This is a genomic window from Collinsella sp. AF38-3AC (genome assembly GCF_003474365.1).
Taxonomy (GTDB): domain Bacteria; phylum Actinomycetota; class Coriobacteriia; order Coriobacteriales; family Coriobacteriaceae; genus Collinsella.
This window is the reverse complement of sequence record NZ_QROM01000013.1, coordinates 2,283-22,285: the sequence shown is the minus strand read 5'-3', so window position 1 is coordinate 22,285 and position 20,003 is coordinate 2,283. Positions and strand designations below refer to the sequence as shown.

At 60.0% G+C, this 20,003-nt stretch carries 17 protein-coding genes and 1 riboswitch; of the genes, 10 read left to right on the top strand and 7 right to left on the bottom strand.

All coding sequences use genetic code 11. The features are described 5' to 3' along the window. Positions 1-190: 190 nt before the first annotated feature. Both DW029_RS07965 and DW029_RS07960 read right to left on the bottom strand, forming a co-directional pair. Positions 191-814, bottom strand: coding sequence for a DUF47 domain-containing protein (locus DW029_RS07965; protein WP_117734961.1), 624 nt, complete (start codon positions 812-814; stop codon positions 191-193). Between the two features lie 67 nt (positions 815-881). After that, complete coding sequence (locus tag DW029_RS07960) at positions 882-1,931, bottom strand: inorganic phosphate transporter (RefSeq protein WP_118345722.1); 1,050 nt, start codon at positions 1,929-1,931, stop codon at positions 882-884. 249 nt (positions 1,932-2,180) lie between these two features. Here DW029_RS07960 and DW029_RS07955 point away from each other — a divergent pair, with 249 nt between their 5' ends. The 5 genes from DW029_RS07955 (at position 2,181) to DW029_RS07935 (ending at position 5,998) form a co-directional block, all read left to right on the top strand. Beyond that, positions 2,181-2,519, top strand: coding sequence for a hypothetical protein (locus DW029_RS07955; RefSeq protein ID WP_147351590.1), 339 nt, complete (start codon positions 2,181-2,183; stop codon positions 2,517-2,519). 82 nt (positions 2,520-2,601) lie between these two features. Next, positions 2,602-3,297, top strand: coding sequence for a Bax inhibitor-1 family protein (locus DW029_RS07950; protein WP_118345721.1), 696 nt, complete (start codon positions 2,602-2,604; stop codon positions 3,295-3,297). A 138-nt stretch (positions 3,298-3,435) separates the two neighbouring features. Continuing rightward, positions 3,436-4,572 (top strand): TIGR02452 family protein, encoded by a 1,137-nt coding sequence (locus DW029_RS07945; RefSeq protein WP_118345720.1) that lies wholly within the window; start codon positions 3,436-3,438, stop codon positions 4,570-4,572. A 75-nt stretch (positions 4,573-4,647) separates the two neighbouring features. Next, positions 4,648-5,307 (top strand): SGNH/GDSL hydrolase family protein, encoded by a 660-nt coding sequence (locus DW029_RS07940; RefSeq protein WP_158572640.1) that lies wholly within the window; start codon positions 4,648-4,650, stop codon positions 5,305-5,307. Positions 5,308-5,392: 85 nt separating this feature from the next. Continuing rightward, on the top strand, positions 5,393-5,998 hold the full coding sequence (locus DW029_RS07935) for a pentapeptide repeat-containing protein (protein WP_233505133.1): 606 nt from the start codon (positions 5,393-5,395) through the stop codon (positions 5,996-5,998). 61 nt (positions 5,999-6,059) lie between these two features. Here the strand turns inward: DW029_RS07935 and thiD are convergent, their stop codons facing one another. Both thiD and thiC read right to left on the bottom strand, forming a co-directional pair. Beyond that, entirely contained in the window at positions 6,060-6,890 is an 831-nt protein-coding gene (thiD, locus tag DW029_RS07930) for a bifunctional hydroxymethylpyrimidine kinase/phosphomethylpyrimidine kinase (RefSeq protein ID WP_118345718.1), read from the bottom strand. Positions 6,891-7,071: 181 nt separating this feature from the next. After that, a complete protein-coding gene (gene thiC, locus DW029_RS07925; protein ID WP_117734969.1) occupies positions 7,072-8,406 on the bottom strand; it encodes a phosphomethylpyrimidine synthase ThiC in 1,335 nt (444 codons plus the stop codon). After that, a riboswitch (TPP riboswitch) is annotated at positions 8,398-8,514 on the bottom strand. Its footprint overlaps the gene before it by 9 nt. A gap of 62 nt (positions 8,515-8,576) precedes the next feature. Here thiC and DW029_RS07920 point away from each other — a divergent pair. Then, the gene (locus DW029_RS07920; RefSeq protein ID WP_118345717.1) at positions 8,577-9,098 is read left to right on the top strand and encodes a hypothetical protein; all 522 of its coding nucleotides are present in this window, start codon (positions 8,577-8,579) and stop codon (positions 9,096-9,098) included. 39 nt (positions 9,099-9,137) lie between these two features. Here DW029_RS07920 and DW029_RS07915 read toward each other — a convergent pair whose 3' ends face one another. Both DW029_RS07915 and DW029_RS07910 read right to left on the bottom strand, forming a co-directional pair. Then, the gene (locus DW029_RS07915; protein ID WP_118345716.1) at positions 9,138-9,947 is read right to left on the bottom strand and encodes a YaaA family protein; all 810 of its coding nucleotides are present in this window, start codon (positions 9,945-9,947) and stop codon (positions 9,138-9,140) included. Between the two features lie 103 nt (positions 9,948-10,050). Then, complete coding sequence (locus DW029_RS07910) at positions 10,051-11,448, bottom strand: aminopeptidase (RefSeq protein ID WP_118345715.1); 1,398 nt, start codon at positions 11,446-11,448, stop codon at positions 10,051-10,053. A 166-nt stretch (positions 11,449-11,614) separates the two neighbouring features. On the opposite strand from DW029_RS07910, the gene polA reads away from it, so the two are divergent. Next, on the top strand, positions 11,615-14,365 hold the full coding sequence (polA, locus tag DW029_RS07905) for a DNA polymerase I (protein ID WP_118345714.1): 2,751 nt from the start codon (positions 11,615-11,617) through the stop codon (positions 14,363-14,365). 278 nt (positions 14,366-14,643) lie between these two features. On the opposite strand, the gene DW029_RS07900 is transcribed toward polA, so the two are convergent. Beyond that, a complete protein-coding gene (locus DW029_RS07900; RefSeq protein ID WP_117762858.1) occupies positions 14,644-15,471 on the bottom strand; it encodes a Cof-type HAD-IIB family hydrolase in 828 nt (275 codons plus the stop codon). A gap of 553 nt (positions 15,472-16,024) precedes the next feature. Between DW029_RS07900 and DW029_RS07895 the strand changes: the two genes are divergently transcribed. The 3 genes from DW029_RS07895 to ndk all read left to right on the top strand — a co-directional run bounded on the left by DW029_RS07895 (position 16,025) and on the right by ndk (position 19,896). Continuing rightward, positions 16,025-17,251: an argininosuccinate synthase gene (locus tag DW029_RS07895; RefSeq protein WP_035138001.1), complete on the top strand. Its 1,227-nt coding sequence runs from the start codon at positions 16,025-16,027 to the stop codon at positions 17,249-17,251. A gap of 425 nt (positions 17,252-17,676) precedes the next feature. After that, positions 17,677-19,107, top strand: coding sequence for an argininosuccinate lyase (argH, locus tag DW029_RS07890; RefSeq protein WP_118345713.1), 1,431 nt, complete (start codon positions 17,677-17,679; stop codon positions 19,105-19,107). Between the two features lie 384 nt (positions 19,108-19,491). Then, a complete protein-coding gene (gene ndk, locus DW029_RS07885; protein WP_035138006.1) occupies positions 19,492-19,896 on the top strand; it encodes a nucleoside-diphosphate kinase in 405 nt (134 codons plus the stop codon). Positions 19,897-20,003 lie beyond the last annotated feature (107 nt).

The following is a 20,003-nucleotide window of genomic DNA, read 5'->3' as shown; positions in this document are numbered from 1 at the left end:
TGTCCGAACGGGTACCATAGGTCCCTTCAGCCAAACCCCCATCGCGCTAAATCTATCAGCCAAAGTTCCCAATGGTGGTGCATAAGGGAGCGGGCCCGGCCACTAATAACCTTGAACGACTCTGCTTGCAGCCGGAGTGAAAAAGGTTATTAGTGGCCGGGCCCGCGACCGGTGGGACATGTACCCCCAATTAACTGTTCTTCATGACAATCGAATCCACGACATCGGCCACATTCTCACAGCAGTCGGCGCAGTACTCCAGGAAGGCATATACGTCACGCCAGGCGATGACCTCGAGCGGGTCCTTGCCGTTGACGTGCAGGTTGCGCATGGCGTTGATGTAGAGCTCGTCAGCCTCGGACTCGATGGTGTTGATCTGGATGACCAGTTCGCGCAGCGTTTTGGACTTGCGGTAGTTGGGCAGCTCGACCATCAGGTCCTTCATGGCGCGGCAAGCGTCGGTCACCTTGTGGGCGATGACGATGGCGTCGGGATGGATGCTCTGAATGTTGGTGAAGTAGACGCGCTGCACGACGCCCTCGATGCGGTCGAGCACGGTGTCGAGTGAGCAGCTCATCAGATTCAGATCCTCGCGCTCGAGCGGGGTGATAAAGGCGGTGAGCAGGGCGTCTTCAAGCTCGTGGTGCTTCTTGTCTGCCGCATGCTCAATGGCATGCATCTCCTCGAGCATATCGTGAATCTTCGCGGGATCGAAGTTCTCAAAAATCTGGGTAAGCAGCTCGGCGGCCTGGACGGCGAGGTCGGCGCAGGCGACGTAGTTGTCAAAGTAGAACGAATTGGGTTTCTTTGCCATGGGTGGGTCCTTTCGAGGCGAAGACGGGTAGGCGAAGTGTTGCGGTCCGGATGGACACTCGGTTTGACTAGAGGAACATCATGAACAGCTTGGCCATGAAAAAGCTGATGAGTCCGCAAGCGGGGAAGGTGAAGAACCAGGTGAACATCATGTCCTTGACGACGCCGAAGTTGATGGCTGAGAGGCGCTTGACGGCGCCGACGCCCATGATGGCGCAGGTTTTGATGTGCGTGGATGACACGGGGATGCCGGTAAGGGTGGCAAGTAGCAGGTTCGCGGCGCCCGCGAGGTCGGCAGAGAAACCCTGATACTTCTCGAGCTTAACCATGCTCTGGCCGACGGACTTGATGATGCGCTCGCCGCCCACGCTGGTGCCGATACCCATAGTGGCCGAGCACAGCAGCATAATCCAGATGGGGATGCCGGCATCGCCGACGCTCGTCTGGCCGTTGGCGAAGGCCACGCCTAAAAAGAGCACGCCGATGAACTTCTGTCCATCCTGCGCGCCGTGCATGAAGCTCATGGCCGCGGCACTCGCGATCTGAGCGTATTTAAAGAAGACGTTGGCACGTCGCCTGTTGGCGGCGGCAAAAAAAATCGAGACGAGCTTGCACAGGACCCAGCCCATGACAAAGCCCAGGCCGATGGAGAGCGCCAAGCCGTAGATGACCTTCATCCACTCGTGGACGTTGACGCTGCTCGCGCCGCCGAGGGCGATAGCGGCACCGGTCAGGCCGGCGATAAGGCTGTGGCTTTGCGAGGTGGGGATGCCAAAACGCGACGCTGTGGCGCCGTAGACGACGATGGAGAACAGCGCCGCGCACAGGCAGGCGAGCGCCATGGTGCTATTTCCGCCAAAGTCGACGATATGTGAGATGGTGTTGGCGACGCTCGCGTTAAAGTGCGTCATGATGAGCACGCCGAGGAAGTTGAATGCGGCGCTCATGAGAATGGCAGCGCGGGCGGGCATGCAACGCGTAGTGACGCAGGTCGCGATGGCGTTGGGCGCGTCGGTCCATCCGTTGACGAAGATGGCGCCGAGCGCGAGAATCACGGTGACGGCAAGGACTGGGTTCGACACAAGCTGGCCGAGGAAGGTTGAGAACGTTACGTCCATATATGGGCTTTCTCGAAGTTTACAGACACGTTACAAAAACATGATAAATCGTATCACCTCCTGCGGGTTTCTTTACCGAGTTCTGATGGGAGAAGTGAATTTTTGGGTACTAAAATTGAATATTAGCCCTGTTGACCTCCGGTGTTCTTTTTGCTAACACGTCGTGCGGACGTGTGCATGCGGTCCGACACGCCAAAACCACAGCCTGTTCGCTTTACAATATGCAAACATGCGTTCGATAATAGGGGCATGGAATATCGACAGACAGATGGCAAAACTCGGCGCGTGCACAAGCAGTATGTGGACGTCGTGGCTCGCATCCTCGCGGGCGGACAAGTCGTGCCGGTCACCGTCTGCTGGGTTGACGGTCGCTGCTTTACGATTGACGAGATTGTCTCGACCACTGGGTTTGGCCTGACGGTTCACGGCATTCGTACGGCAACCTATAAGGTTCGTTTTGGCGGTCATGCGACCGAGTTGTATCTGGAGGACCAGGCGCGCGAACGGCCGGACGGCTTGCAGACCCACGTGATGCGTTGGTGGGTCTGGGCGTTTGACTGCACGCTCGAGGGTGGGCGCCGCAGGTAAAACGTGTGGCATTTGGGTACAATGGCAGAAATCTTGTCGCTTAAGGCGCTGCTGTCGCGGCGCTATCTGAAAGGACGAAAGCATGAATGATATCCAGGGCTATCAGAACGGCCCCATCGAGACCGGTGCAAGCCGTGCCAAGGAGATGTCGCCGCGTGCGTACAACCTTGTCATGTCCGCCCTGATCTTTTTGGGCTTTTGCGCCATGGGTGCCGGCGCCTACTTTACGAGCACCATGGCGTTTGCCCGCATGATGATGAGCGGCGCCGCTTTGCCGCTGGTCTTTGGCTCGTTTATTTTGACCATCGTCGGCATTGTCATGATGTCGGCTGCCGCGGGCAAGCAGTCTGTGGGCCTGTCGCTCACGGGTTACGTGATCTTTGCGAGCACCTTTGGCCTGACCGCGTCGTTTGGCCTTGCCAACTACGACCTGCCCACCATCAACACCGCCTTTATCGCCACCGCCGCCATTACCTTTGTCTTTGGCGCGCTGGGCGTGACCTTCCCCAAGTTCTTCCAGCGTGTGTATGGCATCGGATTTGGTATTCTGCTTGCCATCATTTTGGTTGAGATCGTGCTGATGTTTATGGGCGTTTCGCAAACCATCACCGACCTGATCGTGATTGTGGTGTTCGCCGGCTTTATTGGCTACGACACCTATGTGGCCACGACGGTGCCGCCCACGCTTCCCAATGCGGTGCTCATGGCGTCCAACCTGTTCGTGGATATCATCAACGTGTTCCTGCGCATCCTGAATATCCTTGGTCGTCGCGACTAGCGGCGAGTTGCAGCGGTGCTTGCCGCGCGCGTAAATCAATGCGAAAGGCGGTCCTTCGGGGCCGTCTTTTTTGTACGCGGCGGGGTATCATGGATGGGAAAAAGCCGATAACGGCAGCGACAGGAAAGGTGACCACTTATGGCAGACGTCGACAACAGGAACCGTAACCGCAGGACCGGCCGCGCAGGGCAGCCCAACCCCAAGCGCGAGGCCCGTGCCAAGGCCGCCGAGCGTCACGTGGCAACTGTGTCCGAGGCGTGTGCCAAGGATATCGAGCGCTCGCTTGCCGGCGTGCGTGAATTCGACGGTATGCCTGCCGGTTTTGTCGTGGCGATGAAGGCCAAGGCCCAGGCGGCTGCGGCTGCCGAGGAGCAGGTTGCCGGGGTTGTGGAGGCTGACGCTGCCGAGGTCGAGGCCACCGAGGTCGCGCCCGTCGAGACCGAGGTCACGGACGATTCTGCGCCTGCCGAGGAACCCGCAGAGACCGAGTCCGCGCCTGCCGAGGAGCCCGCTCCGACTCTGCCCGAGGTCACCGTGCTTGATGCCTCCGCCACGCAGGCCATTCTGGACAACGGCCGTGGCTATGCGCAGTTCTGCGACATGGCAGTGCTCGCCTTTGCCTCGTTCACCAACCCGGGTGGCGGCTACATCCAGGGCTATCTGGGCCAGGAGGCTACGCTCTGCGCCGATTCGTATCTGTACAACGTGCTCGACAAGCAGCGCAAGTGGTACGGTGAGAACCGTCGCCGCAATATCAACTGCGAGCTCTACCGCAACCGTGCGCTGGTAGTGCCTGCGGTGCGTTTTGACCGCAACCACGTGCATGCGTATGCCGACGTGATCGTTGCCGCCGCGCCCAACGTTAAGCGCGCCCGCCAGGAGTATCGCGTGAGCGACGATGCTCTGCTGGATGCCCTGCGCGACCGTATCCGCTTTGTACTCGCCATCTGCGACGAGTTGGGTCGCGAGAAGCTCGTGCTGGGCGCATGGGGCTGCGACAACAACGGCTTTGACGCCGAGGCCGTGGCTGAGCTCTTCCGCAAGGAGCTCGCATCGGGCGACTTCAAGGTCAAGCAGGTCTTCTTTGCTGTGCCCTCTACGCGCTGGGACGAGGACTTCGCCAAGTTCGAGCACGTGTTGGCAAACTTCCCCGAGCGCAACGAGGAGTCCTATGCCCAGGTTGCCGCCCGCGCTGCGGCCGCCCGTGCCGCCGAGCAGGCTCGGGCCGCTGCCGAGGACGATGAGGATGACGACGACTGGCGCAAATACTTGTAAACTGTGCGCGTGATGCGACATGCCGAGCCGACGTGGGCTGCTCCCGTCGGCTTTTTATTGAGTGGGGAGCTTACGATGAAAAACGTTCTATGCTTTGGCGACAGCAACACCTATGGTTACGATCCGGCTGGTATGCGCGACGGCACCGCGGTGCGCTATGCGCAGGATGTGCGCTGGTGCGGCGTGGCGCAGCGTGACCTGGGCGAGGGCTGGCATGTGATCGAGGAGGGGCTCAACGGCCGCACGACGGTGCGCGACGATATGTGCCACCTGGACACTAACCTCAACGGCATTCGCGCGCTTCCGATGCTGCTCGAGGCCCATAAGCCGCTGGACGCCATTGTGATCATGCTGGGCACCAACGACTGCAAGACGGTCTTTAACGTGACGGCTTCCGATATAGCCCGTGGCGCCATGGCGCTGATTCGCGCCGTCCGCGCGTTTTCGTGGACCGACGCTGCGCCTTGTCCGCGCATTCTGCTGATGGCTCCCATCAAGATCAAGCCGCAAATCGCCGATGTGTATATGACCGATTTTGACGAGCATTCCGTCGAGGCCTCGGAGCATTTTGCCGAGTACTACGCGCACGTAGCCGAGCAGCTTGGCTGCGACTTTTTGAATGCCGCCGACTTTGCCGAGCCGGGCGATATCGACTATCTGCATATGATGCCCGAAAGCCACGAGAGCTTGGGACATGCCGTGGCAGCCAAACTCCAAAAGATGCTCGGTGAGTAGCGCAGCCCCAAACCACCACAAAGGGGACAGGCACTTTTGTGGTGGTTTTGCCCGGGTAAACGAGCGGCTTGGCTGCCACATGGGCATGGATGAGCTCATTGACCTGTTTGCCGAGGGGGATGAGCTTGTCTCCAATACCGCTTTTGAGGAGCTAGAGCTCGCCTATGACGTGGCGAACGGTGCGACCTTTGACGGCATCGTGTTCCGCTCCTGCGTATTCGATGGCGTCGATTGGAGTGGTTCGACGTTTCGTGACGTCGTATTTCGCGGTTGTCGCTTTATCCGCTGCAATATGGAAGGCTGCTGGCTCAACCGATGCGACTTTGTTGATTGCTCGGCGCCGGGGCTCAACTTGGTCAAGGCGCGCCTGTCGAACGTTTCGTTTGCATCATGCGACCTGAGCTACGCGAACCTTTCGGAGGGACGCATTGGCCCCATCACGGCGTGCGATGTGCGCCTGACCGAGGCGGCGCTCCAGGGGGCCAAGCTGGGGCAGCTGCGGCTGGATAGCTGCGACCTGACACGAGTTGATGTGTTCAAGACACCGCTGTGTGGTGTTGATGTATCGCGCTGCACGTTTGAGGCTCCCGTTGTTTCGGGCGACTACCGTGAGTTGCGAGGCCTGACAGTCAATGCCGAACAGGCGCTCGCGCTTTCGGGCTTGCTCGGCATCCAACTCGCAGACGATTAAGTGGTAAAAGAAAAACCACCACAAAGGTGCCTGTCCCCTTTGTGGTGGTTTTGCTGCAGGGCTAGTAATTCCACATGTGGTTGACGGGGCCGGAACCTTTGCCCATGTCAAAGCCGGCGGCGAGGGCGCCCGTTAGGTAGGCCTTGCCGGCGTTGACGGCGTCGGCAAGATCCATGCCCTGGGCCAGCGCGCAGGCGATAGCGGACGAGAGCGTGCAGCCGGTGCCATGCGTGTTGCCGGTCTCGATGCGCTTGTGACGGAACCATGTGGTGAGCGGATCGCCCAGGTGGTTGCCCTCGTCATCGAGCGGCGCGGGCTCCGCCAGCACGTCGTTGGCCTCGTTGACAAGATGTCCGCCTTTAACCAAAGACGCGCATCCAAAGCGGCGGGTGAGGAGCATGGCGGCATTTTGCTGCGTGCGCTCGGAATCGACCTCGTAGTCGAGCAGTGCCATGGCCTCGGGGATATTGGGCGTGATGACGGTCGCCAACGGGAACAGGCGACGCGTGAGCGCCTCGGCCGCATCCTCGGCAATGAGTCGAGCGCCCGAGGTGGCTACCATGACGGGGTCCACGACCACGTTCGTTGCGTTCCAGGCGCTCAAGCGGTCGGCGATGACTTCGATAATCTCGACAGAAGAAACCATGCCGATCTTGACGGCGCTCGGGCGGATGTCGTCAAAGACGGCGTCGATCTGCGCGGCGACGATATCTGGCGAGATATCCTGCACGGCGGTGATGCCCAGGGTGTTTTGCGCCGTGATGGCGGTTATGGCCGTCTCGGCATACAGACGGTGCGCCGTAATGGTCTTGATGTCGGCCTGAATGCCGGCGCCACCGCTGGAATCGGATCCTGCGATGGATAGAACGGCAGGTACCTTGCTGCGATCCATGTTCGCTCCCTTGCTCGGTCGGATTCAAATGGCTCTTCTGCCTGCATTATAAAGATGCCCGGGCCGGCTGTATGCCGGTCCCGGGCGGGCGGTGCAATCTTTACGCAAATGCAAGAAAATGTTCACACGTCAACAATTGACAGGTACCAGCTCGCCGCCAGAAGCGGCCGCGGCGACAGGGTTAGTCCTCCATGCCGAGGTCGATTGTCGTGCCCTCGAACACCTTGTTGACAGTGCGAACGGCGCACATCTTGCCGCACATGGTGCAGGTGCCCTCGGTGGCGGCGGGGGATTCCTCGTAGCGCTTCTTGCCGGTGACCGGGTCGAGGGCGCACTTCCACATGGCGTCCCAGTCGAGCTTGCGGCGTGCCTGACCCATCCTGTCGTCCATGTCACGGGCGTGCGGTACCTTCTTGGCGATGTCGGCGGCGTGTGCGGCAATCTTGGTGGCCATGAGGCCATCGAGCACATCCTGAGCGTTGGGCAGGCACAGGTGCTCGGCCGGCGTCACGTAGCACAAAAAGTCGGCACCCGAGCTCGCGGAGATGGCGCCACCAATGGCGGCGGTGATGTGGTCGTAGCCCACGCCGATATCGGTCACCAGCGGCCCCAGCACATAGAACGGGGCGTTGTGGCACAGGCGCTTCTGCAGCTTCATGTTGGCAGCGATCTCGTCGAGCGCCATGTGACCCGGACCCTCGACCATGACCTGGACGCCGGCGGCCCAGGCGCGCTTGCACAGCTTGCCCAGCTCGATCATCTCGGCGGTCTCGGTTGCGTCGTTGGAGTCGTAGAGACAGCCCGGGCGGCAGGAGTCGCCGAGCGAGATCGTCACGTCGTATTCGTGGCAGATCTCGAGCACCTCGTCGTAGAACTCGTAGAAGGGGTTCTCGTTACCGGTGACCTCCATCCAACCAAACAGCAGCGAGCCGCCGCGGCTGACGATGTTCATGAGGCGGCCAGTCTCCTTAAAGGTCTTGATGACCGACTTGTTGATGCCGCAGTGGATGGTCATAAAGTCCACGCCGTCCTCGGCATGCGCGCGCACGACCTCGAGCAGATCGTCCTTGGTCAGCTTGACCAGCGGCTTTTCCATGTAGCCGATGGCATCGTACATCGGCACCGTGCCCACCATGAGCGGCGTCTCGTCGATGAGCTGCTGGCGGAACTGGCGCGTCTTGCCCGAGTTGGAGAGGTCCATAATGGCGTCGGCGCCAAAGTCCTCGGCGATCTTGACCTTCTTCCACTCCTCGGCGGCATCGGCCTTATCGCCCGAGATGCCCAGGTTGACGTTGACCTTGGTGGACAGGCCCTCACCGACGCCAAAGGCGCGCATGCCTTTTTTGATATGCACGATGTTGGCGGGGATGGCGATGCGGCCGTCGGCCACGCGCTCGCGGATGTACTCGGGGTCGCGATGCTCGCGCTCGGCAACCTCCTTCATCTGCGGCGTGATCTGCCCGGCGCGGGCGAAGTCGATTTGCGTGACGAGCTTGGGCTCGGTCTGTGTGCTCATTGGCACGGCTCCCTTCGTTGGCATTACCCATATCAGGTTTGCGGGTCAGGGCGGGCGCGCCCAATCTCAGCCTGCCGTCTTGTCCTGCAAGCCCCCCGTTATGTCATGGGCTCAAGTATAGCCTGAATGGGTACGATTGGGCCAACGAGCGTGCTTGCGGGGAGGCGAACATGGAAGACAAGCATCTATATCGAGAGACGCAATGGGATGTATCGGCCGAGGAAAGCCGTGCGCACCATGGCCTTGTCGCGATTGGTTTTGCGGTGCTTGCCGTGCTGGTGATTGCCTTTTGTATCTGGACGTTTGGTGGTCGCGGCGGCGCTGCATGGGAGTTCGAGGTTGATGATAGCCTACCGATTATGACGGTGAGGAGTACTGGCGGTAATGCCAATACGCTCGCCGTTCCGGGCGATTATTGGTACCCGCGCGATGAGTTTGTGCAGTTGCAGCTGAGTGGTGGGTCCATTCCAGGTGAAGAAATCGAACGCGTGACGTTTGATGCGGCGCTCAAAACGCTGACGGTGAAGCTCAAAAATCAAGGAGACGTTCCCACGACGATGGATATCGCGCTGACGGAATGGCGCCTGGAGCCCCCGTCGGGCGTCAAAGTGTCCGAGGTGGAACACGTCAAGATTGCCTATCAGGACGGCTCGACAAATGAAATTGCCAAAGCCGACGGCTTGGCGGAATAGACGCCGTGCCTAGGTAGCACATTCAAAGTAGCGGTGGTCCTACAAGGCCTGTTCGTTCAGGAAGACCAAAGTGTTTTTATTTGAAAGCTCGGGAAAGTGACGATAACCAACGTCGAACGCGGTGAGCCCGCTTACATCCTCGAGCTTGTTTTCTGCCATCCACCGCACCATGGAGCCGCGCGCCTTTTTGCTGGCGGTCGACTGTTGGATGGGCTTCCCGTTGCGGATACCCTCGCCAAAGAGGCATGTGACGGCCGTGGCGTCGCCCGCGAGGTGGGGCAGAACGGCTTTGGCATACTCTACGCTGGCGAGGTTGACGATCGTGGTGTTTGAGTCCGCCGGGGCGATAGCCCGCGCGAGCTTGTCGCTCCAAAACGCGTAGAGGTCTCGGGCATCGTCAACGGCGAGCTTCGCGCCCATCTCCAGCCGATACGGTTCGACGGCATGAAAGGGACGAACGCACCCGTAGAGGCCGGAGAGGATCCATAGATGGTCTTGTAGCCATGCGAGCTGCGCGGAATCCATCACCTCGGGCGCCATACTCTGGTATTGAATGCCGTGATAGGACATGACGGCAGGGGAGAGGTGACGGGCGAGTTCGGGATTGTCGAGATCGCCGTTTTTCAGGATGGGCCCGAACTCATGCAGGGTGTTGAGGCAAGGCCCCAGCAGTTTGTCACTCACGTTCCATAGCGCTTGCAGGCCGCCGCTGCCTTCATTTCGTTCGATATCTAGCAGTGCGCAGTGGAGGCGAGCCGTCTCGTGCGCAAAAGGTGGAATGCCCATGACTTCAAAAGCATCTTGGGCCGCGCGCATCTGCTTGGCGGGCGAAATGATGATCTGCAGCATGGACTCTCCTCTGCCAAAAAGGAAGTTGCGGTGGAATACAGTCTGTTTGGGCCGTTTATGGGCCAGTTTAGTCCGTATTTCACCGCAACTGATGAAGGGCTGGTTAGGCGCGCTCGATGAAGGCCTTGTAGCCGCGATAGGCCTCGTAGATATCGGCCTTGTTGGCGACCTCCCACAGGGCGTGCATGGACAGGACGGCAACGCCGGAGTCGATGACGTTCATGCCATACTCGGCCATGATGTAGGCGATGGTGCCGCCGCCGCCCGCGTTGACGCGGCCGAGCTCGCAGGTCTGGAAGTCCACGCCGGCCTCGTCCATGATGTCGCGGATGAGGGCCACATACTCGGCGTCGGCATCGTTGGAGCCGCCCTTGCCGCGGCTGCCCGTGTACTTGTTAAAGCACAGGCCGCGACCCATAAAAGCTGCATTCTTAGTCTCGAACTTACCGGCATAGCCCGGGTCAAAGCCAGCGGACACGTCAGAGGAGAGCATGCGGCTGCGGGCGAGTGCGCGGCGCAGGGCCAGTGGGCTGCTCTCGCCGGCGAGCGTCATGATCTCGGCGACGGTGTTCTCGAAGAAGCGGCTCGTCATGCCGGTGGCGCCCACGGAGCCGATCTCCTCCTTGTCGACGATGAGCGTGATGCTCGTGCGCTCGACGTCTGCCACGTTGATCTGAGCGAGCATGGAGGGGTAGGCGCAGACGCGGTCATCGTGGCCATAGCCCAAAATCATGGAGCGATCGAGACCCATGTCGCGGGCGGGGCCGGCGGGCACGACCTCGATCTCGGCGGAGAGGAAGTCCTCCTCCTCGACGTCGTACTGCTCCTTGAGGATATCCAGGAACATCTGCTTGACGGGCTCCTTGGGGGCGTCCTTGTCGTCCTCGTCAAACTTGACGGGGCGGCCGCCCACGATCACGTCGAGGATCTCGGCGTCGACGGCGTCCTTGGCGGGCTTGGCCATCTGCTCGCTCGAGAGGTGGATCAGCAGGTCGGAGATGGTAAAGACCGGGTCGTCGGCCTTGTCACCGATGTTGATGTCGACGGTGGTGCCGTCCTTTTTGCAGATGACGCCTACGAGTGCGAGCGGGGAAGCGACCCAGTGGTAGCTCTTGACGCCGCCATAGTAGTGCGTGTCGAGGTAGGCCATGTCGCCGGCCTCGAAGGCGGGATTCTGCTTAAGGTCCAGGCGCGGCGAGTCCACGTGGGCGCCCAGGATGTTAAAGCCCTGCTCGAGCGGGGCGGTGCCAAGGTTGACGAGCATAAGGTCCTTGCCGTGGTTGGCGGCGTACACCTTGTCGCCTGCCTTGAGCTTGCGGCCCTCGGCGATCACGGTCTCCAGGTTGACGTAGCCCGCCTCCTCGGCCATCTTGATGCCGGTCTTGACGCACAGGCGCTCGGTCTTGTTCTCGCTCAAAAACTGCTTATAGCCGCGGCAAAGCTCCTCGAGCTCCTCGATCTGCTGTGGCGTGTACTTTTTCCATGCGCAGGGACGCTCCATGACGCAGGCTCCTTTCGGATCGATCGTGCTGGTTAATGTACCGTGAGCCATCGTATCATGCGCGGGCGCGCGGTGGCGGAGGAGCTTGATGTGCGGTGGCCGCGAGGCGGGGAGCGTGTAAACTGGTGGGAGCAAATCGTGCCCAGCCCAAAGCGAGGTATTCAATATGTCTGACAAGCGCCGCACCTTTGCCGTTATCGACGGCAACTCGCTCATGCACCGCGCCTTCCACGCCGTGCCGCCTACCATGAACGCGCCGGACGGTCGCCCCACCAACGCGATCTTTGGCTTTCTGAACATGTTTCTCAAGATGATCGACGCCTTTAACCCCGACGGTGTGGTCGTGGCGTTTGATAAGGGCAAGCCGCGCGTGCGCATGGAGATGCTGCCGCAGTATAAGGCGCAGCGCCCGCCCATGGACCCCGACCTGCACGCGCAGTTCCCCATGATTAAGGAGCTGCTCGCTGCGCTCAACGTGCCGATTTTGCAGTCCGAGGGCTGGGAAGGCGACGATATCCTGGGCACCATGGCGCGCCTGGGCGAGGAAGCCGGCTGCGACATGCTGCTGGTGACCGGCGACCGCGACATGTATCAGCTCGTGACCGAGCACGTCAACGTGGTCTCGACCCGCAAAGGCCTGTCCGACGTGGCGATTATGACGCCCGAGAGCGTGGACGACCTGTATCACGGCATTACACCGGCGCTCGTGCCCGATTTTTACGGCCTGAAGGGCGATACGTCCGACAACATTCCCGGCGTGCCGGGCATCGGCCCCAAAAAGGCGAGCGCGCTTATCGCGCAGTACGGCAGCCTGGACGAGGTTATCGCGCATGCCGACGAGGTCAAGGGCAAGATGGGCGAGAACCTGCGTGCGCATATCGACGATGCGCTGCTGAGCCGCAAGGTCGCAACCATTCGCACCGATGCGCCTGTCGAGCTCGACTTTGACGCAACGTCCTTCCCGGCGTTTTCTGCCGACGAGGTGTCCGCGGCGCTGGGCACGCTCGGCATCACGGCCATGCAGAACCGTTTCCTCTCGCTGATTGGCGCCGAGGGTGGGGCTGCGGGCGCTGCCAGCACGTTTGAGCTGCCTGCCGTTTCGCGTGCCGCCTCCGGCGATGCCGAGGCGCTTGCTGCTGCCGCCGCCGAGGTCGCTCGCGCGATTGATGCGGGCGAGTGGATTGCCGCTGTGGTGGACGATGACAAGGAGGAAGGCGCACTTTTTGGCCTGACGCGCACGCTGTGGCTGGCGACGTCCAAGGGGCTGTTTGCGCTCGAGGAGGGCGACGGCGGTGCGCCTGCCGAGGTCGATGGCTTTAACGTTGCCCATGGCGTGATCGCCGGCGTGCTCGCGCGCCTGTTTATGGAGGGCCGCGTGGCGAGCCCGGACATGAAGGCGCTGCTGCACGAGCTTTCGCCCATCGATTCCTCTGAGCCCGAGCTCATGGATCCGCTGGCCGTCGATTCCACGCGCATCTTCGATACTGTGGTCGCCGCCTATCTGTTGGATTCCGACCGCTCCGAGTTTGATGAGGCGTATCTGGCCGATACCTATCTGCAGATGACGCTGCCTGCGGCGCGCGGCGCGGAGGGTGCTGGCGAGGACGCTCCTGCGCCTGCTGCCCGCACTGCGGCCCTGACGCTGGCGCTCGTGGCGCCGCTGCGCGACCGCATGGCCCGCGAGAACGCCGCCAACGTGTTCGATGGCATCGAGATGCCGCTCGTGCCGGTGCTTGCCAAGATGGAGCGCGCGGGCATGCTCGTGGACCCCGATCGCCTGCATAGTCTGTCCGAGGGTTTGGCGACCCAGATTGCCGAGGTCGAGCGGAGCATTCGCGACCTGGCCGGTGACGAGGCCTTTAACATCGGCAGTCCCATGCAGCTCTCGCACGTGCTGTTTGACGTGATGGGCCTTCCGACCAAGGGCCTCAAAAAGACCAAGCGCGGCTATTATTCGACCAACGCCAAGGTACTGAGCGACCTTGCCCGTGACCACGAAATCGTGCGTCTGATCTTGGACTGGCGTGAGAAGTCCAAGATCAAGTCCACCTATCTGGACACACTGGGCCCGCTGCGTCGCGGTGACGGTCGCGTGCACACTACGTACAACCAAACCATCACGGCGACGGGTCGTCTTTCCTCGAGTGACCCGAACTTGCAGAACATCCCGACGCGCTCGGAGCTGGGCCGTACCGTCAAGACGGCGTTTTCGGCAGGCGAGGGAAGCGTCTTTTTAGCGGTGGACTACTCGCAGATCGAGCTGCGTCTGTTGGCGCATCTCTCGGGTGATGAACACCTGGTGCGTGCCTTTAACGAGGGCGAGGACTTCCATGCCGAGACAGCCGCGCGCGTGTTTGGCGTACCGGTGTCCGAGGTAACGCCCGATTTGCGCAGCCGCGCCAAGGCCGTGAACTTTGGCATCGTGTACGGTCAGCAGGCCTACGGCCTGTCGCAGTCGCTGCATATCTCGATGGCCGAGGCACGCGACATGATCGACCGCTACTACGAGGCATATCCGGGCGTGCGCACGTTCCTCGACAACGTGGTGGCACGTGCCAAGCAGACGGGCTACGCCGAGACCATGTACGGCCGCCGTCGCCATATTCCTGAGCTCAAGGCCAAAAACCCGCAGCTCCGCGGCTTTGGTGAGCGCACGGCCATGAACCACCCCATGCAGGGAACCGCGGCCGACATCATCAAGATCGCGATGGCCCGCGTAAGCCGCCGCCTGGAAGAAGAGGGCTTTGCCGCCCACATGATTCTGCAGGTACACGACGAACTGGACTTTGAGTGCCCCGTCGACGAAGTCGAGCGCCTCACCGCCATGGTCCGCGACGTCATGGAGCACGTAGTAGACCTCCGCGTCCCCCTAATCGCCGAAGCTTCGACTGGAGTGACCTGGGCAGACGCCAAGTAAGGGCATGACCACAATTCCAAAGTAATACAAAATCAGAAGGACGCCCCTCATCAACAAGGAGCGTCCTTCGTTCAATAAAAATCAGCCAAAGTATCTAGGCGCCAAGACGTCATCCAAGCGGCAAGCAAGTCACCGCAGGACCTGGCCGGGCGAGGCGGGTAAGTTTTTCGTAGATTCCGCACGAGCCGGAAAGCACTTAATGTGCTTTCCGAGCGAGCCCAGGACCTGACCGAACGAAAAACTTACCCGCCTCGCCCGGCCAGGTCCGACGAGCCACGTTAACGAGCCGCCAAGATGGCATCGATGAGCGTCAGTACGCCCCCGTCGTTGTTGCTCGGAATGCGCCACTTAGCATGCGCGTTCATATGCTCCTCGGCATTGTCCACGATAAAGCTGTGACCGACACGCTCCAGCATGGGGATATCGTTGTAGGTGTCGCCCACGGCGGCGGCATCGGCGATGTCGATGCCCAGTTGCTCGCACAGATGCGCCACGCCGGCGCCCTTGTCGACGCCTAGGTTCATAAAGTCGATCCACTCGCGACCGGCATTGGTGACATAGAGCTGGTCACAGAACGCGGGGTTATAGGTCTCGCGGAACGCGGGCTCGGCATCGTAGGCAGGGAAGAAGATCGAGATCTTGTTGGACTCGAGATCGAGGCCCTCAAAGGTGTCGACGTAGTTGATCGTGTTGTAGTAGACGCTGATCTCGTCGTGATACTGGTGGTCGCGGGCGAGCACATAGAACTCGTCGTAGCAGCACAGTACGGGAACGGCGCGCGAGTCCTCCGAGGCACGGGCAAGCACCTGCTGATACAGCTCCACGTCGATGTTGCTCTTATAGATATAGTTGCCGCGATAGATGACGCAGGCACCGTTGTCGGGACAAAACGCGAGTCGGTTCTTGATGCCCTCGAACATTTCCTCGAGTTTGGGGGCGGGGCGTCCGCTGGCGGGGCAGAATACGATACCGGCATCGGCGAGCTTGTCCAGACGCTCATCGAGGCCCTGGGGCAGCACGCGCTCGTCAGTGAGAAGCGTCTTGTCCATATCGACGGCGAGAATCTTAATGTTGCCGATATTGGCATCCGATTCGTAAGTTTGCATAAAAACGCGCCTTTCGTTTCGAAATTGTTTCAGACGTTATAACCATCAACTGGTAGTCGGGCGTATTTTCGCAGGATTGGCGCGTATTTGCACCATGATTCACAAAGTAATGAAAAAACTTTTCAGAAATTTGAATTTGTCGCTTGTGAAGCGGGCACTTTAGCGTAATATGGCGACCATCGAAAACGGAGGCGGAAAAACAGCCGTTTACCGAGGAATAGGTACCGTTTACGATATATGAATTGCGCCCGGCGATAAGCGAAAGGAGAGGCAGATGCAGTTCGTACAGATCATCACCACTGCAGACTATGCCATCCGACGCCAGCGCGCAATTTCCCGACGACGATAACAATCGTCTCTGTCCGCATGGGGCGAAATGCTCCAACAGAGTCATTTTGAGGTCGTTGGGTTTTAGCACGACATAGACGCATGTTTCTAGGGCATGTTGTGCTGCTTTTTGCTATTTAACCTGATATTGCACGGTTTTTGACCTCAGAGTGACTTGCAACTGACCGATGTTCTAACTAGCTACCAAGGGCGAAAGGAAACAGCCATGAGCAAGGAAAAAGTCGTTCTCGCATATTCCGGTGGTCTTGATACATCCGTATGTGTCAAGTGGCTCCAAGACGAGAAGAATCTTGATGTCGTTTGCGTCTGCGGCAACGTGGGCCAGGAGGAGACCGGCCTGGATGCCAAGAAGCAGAAGGCTCTCGACCTGGGCGTTCTGGACTGCCAGGTGCTCGACCTGCGCGACGAGTTCTCCGATGAGTTCCTGACCAAGGCCATCGCCGCCAACTCTATGTACGAGAATAAGTACCCGCTGCTCTCCGCTCTGTCCCGTCCGCTGCTTGCCAAGAAGCTCGTCGAGGTCGCTCACGAGTTCGGCGCCACCTATGTCGCCCATGGCTGCACCGGCAAGGGCAACGACCAGGTCCGTTTTGAGGCCGCCGTCAAGGCCCTCGACCCTGAGCTCAAGGTTATCGCCCCGGTTCGTGAGTGGGATCTGAAGTGCCGTCCGGACGAGGTCGCCTATGCTCACGCTCACAACGTGCCGGTTCCCGAGGGTGCCAACGACAACCCCTATTCCATCGATGACAACCTGTGGGGTCGCGCCATCGAGTGCGGTCACCTGGAGGATCCCTGGAACGAGCCGCTCGACGATGCCTGGGTTATGACCAAGAACCCCGAGGACACGCCCGACACCCCGACCTACACCGAGATCGAGTTCGAGGCCGGCAAGCCCGTTGCGGTTGACGGTAAGAAGATGAAGCTCTCCGAGATCGTCATCGCGCTCAACAAGATCTCCGGCGACAATGGCTTTGGCCGTCTGGACCTGGTCGAGGATCGTCTGGTTGGCCTCAAGAGCCGCGAGTGCTACGAGGTCCCCGGCGCCCTGACGCTCATCACCGCCCACAAGGCGCTCGAGGACATCTGCGTCGAGGGTGACCTGCTCAAGACCAAGATCAAGCTCGAGCAGGATTGGGCCACCGCCGTGTACAACGGCCAGTGGTACAGCCCGCTCAAGAACGCGCTCGACGCCTTTATGGCCGATACCCAGAAGTTCGTGACCGGCACCGTCCGTCTGAAGTTCTTTAAGGGCAACTGCCATGTCGTCGGCCGCAAGAGCCCGTTTAGCCTCTATGACTACGGTCTGGCTACCTACGATCGTGACACCACGTTTGACGAGAAGGCCAGCGCCGGCTTTATCGAAATCGACACGTTGTCGCTCAAGACGTGGGCTAAGGTCCAGGGCCCCAGCTCCGCTGCCGCCCAGGCGTAAGGCTTCTTTCCTTCCCTTGGTATCCGCGCGGCCCATCCGCGTGATACATAACGGGCGCATGGGGTCCCTACCTTTCGTTATGCTTGCTGACACTTCTTAACATTGGTGGCCCCTACGTTCCGCCCGCATATATGATGCCGCGTCTGCGGCTGAGTCCGAGCCCCGCCGGGGTTGTCCGGCGGGGCTCTTTCTATCAATTTGAGGGCTTTACATCTTTATATATTCGAGGAGTATCCATTATGTTCAATGCGGTTGGCGGGAGTCGAAGGGCGCCAAGTGCCAGGTGCGTCACTTCTTTGCAAATTAGCTGCATGGACCCGCGCACGGTGGGGGATGTGCAAAACTAGCGGTTGATAAATCGCTTTAGCGACAGGGTGCCTTGCTTTGGGCGCTTGTTTAGGTATTTGATGAAAGGAGACGGTTCCATGGCTCTTTGGGGCGGTCGTTTTGAGGCGGGCGTGGCCGAGGTCACGCAGGAGTTTGGCGCGTCGCTGCCGGTCGACAAACATCTTTATAAGCAGGATATCGCCGGCTCTAAGGCACATGCCAAGATGCTGGCCGCCCAGGGCATCATCACTGCCGAGGACGAGCAGGCGATCTCCGAGGGCCTGATTGGAATCGAGCAGGATATCGATGCGGGCAACTTTACCTTCGATATCAACGACGAGGACATTCATATGTCCATCGAGAGCGAGCTGACGCGCCGCATCGGCGAGGCGGGCAAGCGCTTGCATACCGGACGTTCGCGCAACGACCAGGTTGCGACCGATACGCGCCTGGGCGTCAAGGCGCTCGCCAAGGAGCTCATGGAGGCCAATCTTTCGCTTCGCCATGTGCTGGTGGATGCCGCTAAGAAGTACGACAAAGTGATTCTACCTGGCTACACGCACATGCAGCATGCTCAGCCCGTGCTGCTGTCGCATCATTTGCTGGCGTATTCCTGGATGTTCGCGCGCGACTTTACGCGCCTGAAGGCCGCCTTTGATGCCGCCGACAACTGCCCGCTGGGTGCTGCCGCGCTTGCCGGCACGAGCTATCCGCTCGATCGCCAGATGACGGCTGCCGAACTTGGCTTTGCGGGTGTGATCCCTAACTCGCTCGACGCTGTTTCCGATCGCGATTTCCTGCTCGATCTGCATTACGCTGGCTCCGTTATGGCCATGCATCTGTCGCGTCTTTCCGAGGAGATCGTGCTGTGGTCGAGCTCCGAATTTGGCTTTATCACGCTTTCCGACTCTTACTCCACCGGCTCGTCCATCATGCCGCAGAAGAAAAATCCCGACTTTGCCGAGCTGATCCGCGGCAAGAGCGGCCGCGTCTACGGCAACCTGGTGCAGCTACTGGTGACCATGAAGGGCTTGCCGTTGGCCTATAACAAGGACCTGCAGGAGGACAAGGAGGGTGCGCTCGATACTGCCCATACGCTCATGCAGTGCCTGTCCGTTATGGCCGGAATGATTTCGACTTGGACCGTCAACGAGGATGCCATGGCGCGCGAGTGCGGCGTGGGACACCTTGCCGCCACCGATGTTGCCGATTACCTGGCTAAGCGTGGTCTGCCGTTCCGCGAGGCACATGCCGTGGTGGGCCATCTGGTCCTGATGTGTGAGAAGCACGGCTGCAATCTTGAGGACCTGCCGTTTGAGGTGTTCCAGGAGGCAAGCTCGCTCTTTGAGCACGACATTACCGAGGCGCTCGACATCCCGTCGATTGTCGCTGCACGCACGACCGAGGGCGGTACCGCCCCTGCCGCCGTTGCCTTGCAGCTGGAGCGCGCCAAGGCACAGCTTTCGGCCGACGAGGGCGTGTTTGGATCGCTGACCAAGGTCGTCGAGATGGGCCACGGGGCAAAGTAAGGGTTTGCTTGAGGCTTATTGGCCATTTATCGATAAATCGTTTTTGCTTTTACGGGTATCTGCTGATGCGGACGCCCGTATTTTGTTGCTATGGGGGAGGGGCTTGTCGAGAACTTCTGTAGGACCTTTGGGCAGGTTGTGAAGGGGTTACGTTCGCGGGCGGCAACCGACCGCCTGCTCTGTTCGATGCGGTTGATGGGCGGTCGGATGGTACTCTAATCGGGCTTCGAAACAGAAGTGACACATATGGAACGCTTCAATAAATTGCAACGTTTCAATAAACAGCTTTTTGTTTAACTGCAGCTAAAACTCTGTTACGATGCAGTCCAGGCGGGTGCCGGAATGGGACTTGGGCACGCGCGAACCTACTTGAAAGGCTACCTTATGGCTATCGAGAAGACCTTCATCATGATTAAGCCCGACGCCGTGCGCGACCGCAAGATCGGCGAGATTGTTGCTCGCATTGAGCGCAGCGGCCTTGTCATCGAGCGCATGGAGATGACCACGCTCGAGCGCGCTACCGTCGAGGAGCACTACGCCCATCTGGCCGACAAGCCCTTCTTTGGCGGTCTCTGTGACTTTATGACGAGCGGTCCGGTCGTCAAGATGGTCGTTTCCGGTCTCTCCGCTGTTGCTAAGATGCGCACCCTCATGGGCGCTACCAACCCGCTTGAGGCTGCTCCTGGTACCATCCGCGGCGACTTTGCCGTCGATGTCAACGCCAACGTGATCCACGGCTCCGACTGCCTGGAGAACGCCGAGATTGAGATCAAGCGCTTCTTTGGCTAAACCAGCTTTGACTCCTTAAAGCTGTTAGCGTGTGGCTTGGGCGCCGCGGAACTCCATCCGCGGCGCCCTTTTATTCCAAAATCTATGCAGGGGCCCGCTCGGACATG

What these genes read in the sequence shown, in the direction of transcription:
- DW029_RS07965 (WP_117734961.1), bottom strand. Translation starts at nt 814, where the DNA reads ATGGCAAAGAAACCCAATTCGTTCTACTTTGACAACTACGTCGCCTGC.
- DW029_RS07960 (WP_118345722.1), bottom strand. Translation starts at nt 1,931, where the DNA reads ATGGACGTAACGTTCTCAACCTTCCTCGGCCAGCTTGTGTCGAACCCA.
- DW029_RS07955 (WP_147351590.1), top strand. Translation starts at nt 2,181, where the DNA reads ATGGAATATCGACAGACAGATGGCAAAACTCGGCGCGTGCACAAGCAG.
- DW029_RS07950 (WP_118345721.1), top strand. Translation starts at nt 2,602, where the DNA reads ATGAATGATATCCAGGGCTATCAGAACGGCCCCATCGAGACCGGTGCA.
- DW029_RS07945 (WP_118345720.1), top strand. Translation starts at nt 3,436, where the DNA reads ATGGCAGACGTCGACAACAGGAACCGTAACCGCAGGACCGGCCGCGCA.
- DW029_RS07940 (WP_158572640.1), top strand. Translation starts at nt 4,648, where the DNA reads ATGAAAAACGTTCTATGCTTTGGCGACAGCAACACCTATGGTTACGAT.
- DW029_RS07935 (WP_233505133.1), top strand. Translation starts at nt 5,393, where the DNA reads ATGGATGAGCTCATTGACCTGTTTGCCGAGGGGGATGAGCTTGTCTCC.
- thiD (WP_118345718.1), bottom strand. Translation starts at nt 6,890, where the DNA reads ATGGATCGCAGCAAGGTACCTGCCGTTCTATCCATCGCAGGATCCGAT.
- thiC (WP_117734969.1), bottom strand. Translation starts at nt 8,406, where the DNA reads ATGAGCACACAGACCGAGCCCAAGCTCGTCACGCAAATCGACTTCGCC.
- DW029_RS07920 (WP_118345717.1), top strand. Translation starts at nt 8,577, where the DNA reads ATGGAAGACAAGCATCTATATCGAGAGACGCAATGGGATGTATCGGCC.
- DW029_RS07915 (WP_118345716.1), bottom strand. Translation starts at nt 9,947, where the DNA reads ATGCTGCAGATCATCATTTCGCCCGCCAAGCAGATGCGCGCGGCCCAA.
- DW029_RS07910 (WP_118345715.1), bottom strand. Translation starts at nt 11,448, where the DNA reads ATGGAGCGTCCCTGCGCATGGAAAAAGTACACGCCACAGCAGATCGAG.
- polA (WP_118345714.1), top strand. Translation starts at nt 11,615, where the DNA reads ATGTCTGACAAGCGCCGCACCTTTGCCGTTATCGACGGCAACTCGCTC.
- DW029_RS07900 (WP_117762858.1), bottom strand. Translation starts at nt 15,471, where the DNA reads ATGCAAACTTACGAATCGGATGCCAATATCGGCAACATTAAGATTCTC.
- DW029_RS07895 (WP_035138001.1), top strand. Translation starts at nt 16,025, where the DNA reads ATGAGCAAGGAAAAAGTCGTTCTCGCATATTCCGGTGGTCTTGATACA.
- argH (WP_118345713.1), top strand. Translation starts at nt 17,677, where the DNA reads ATGGCTCTTTGGGGCGGTCGTTTTGAGGCGGGCGTGGCCGAGGTCACG.
- ndk (WP_035138006.1), top strand. Translation starts at nt 19,492, where the DNA reads ATGGCTATCGAGAAGACCTTCATCATGATTAAGCCCGACGCCGTGCGC.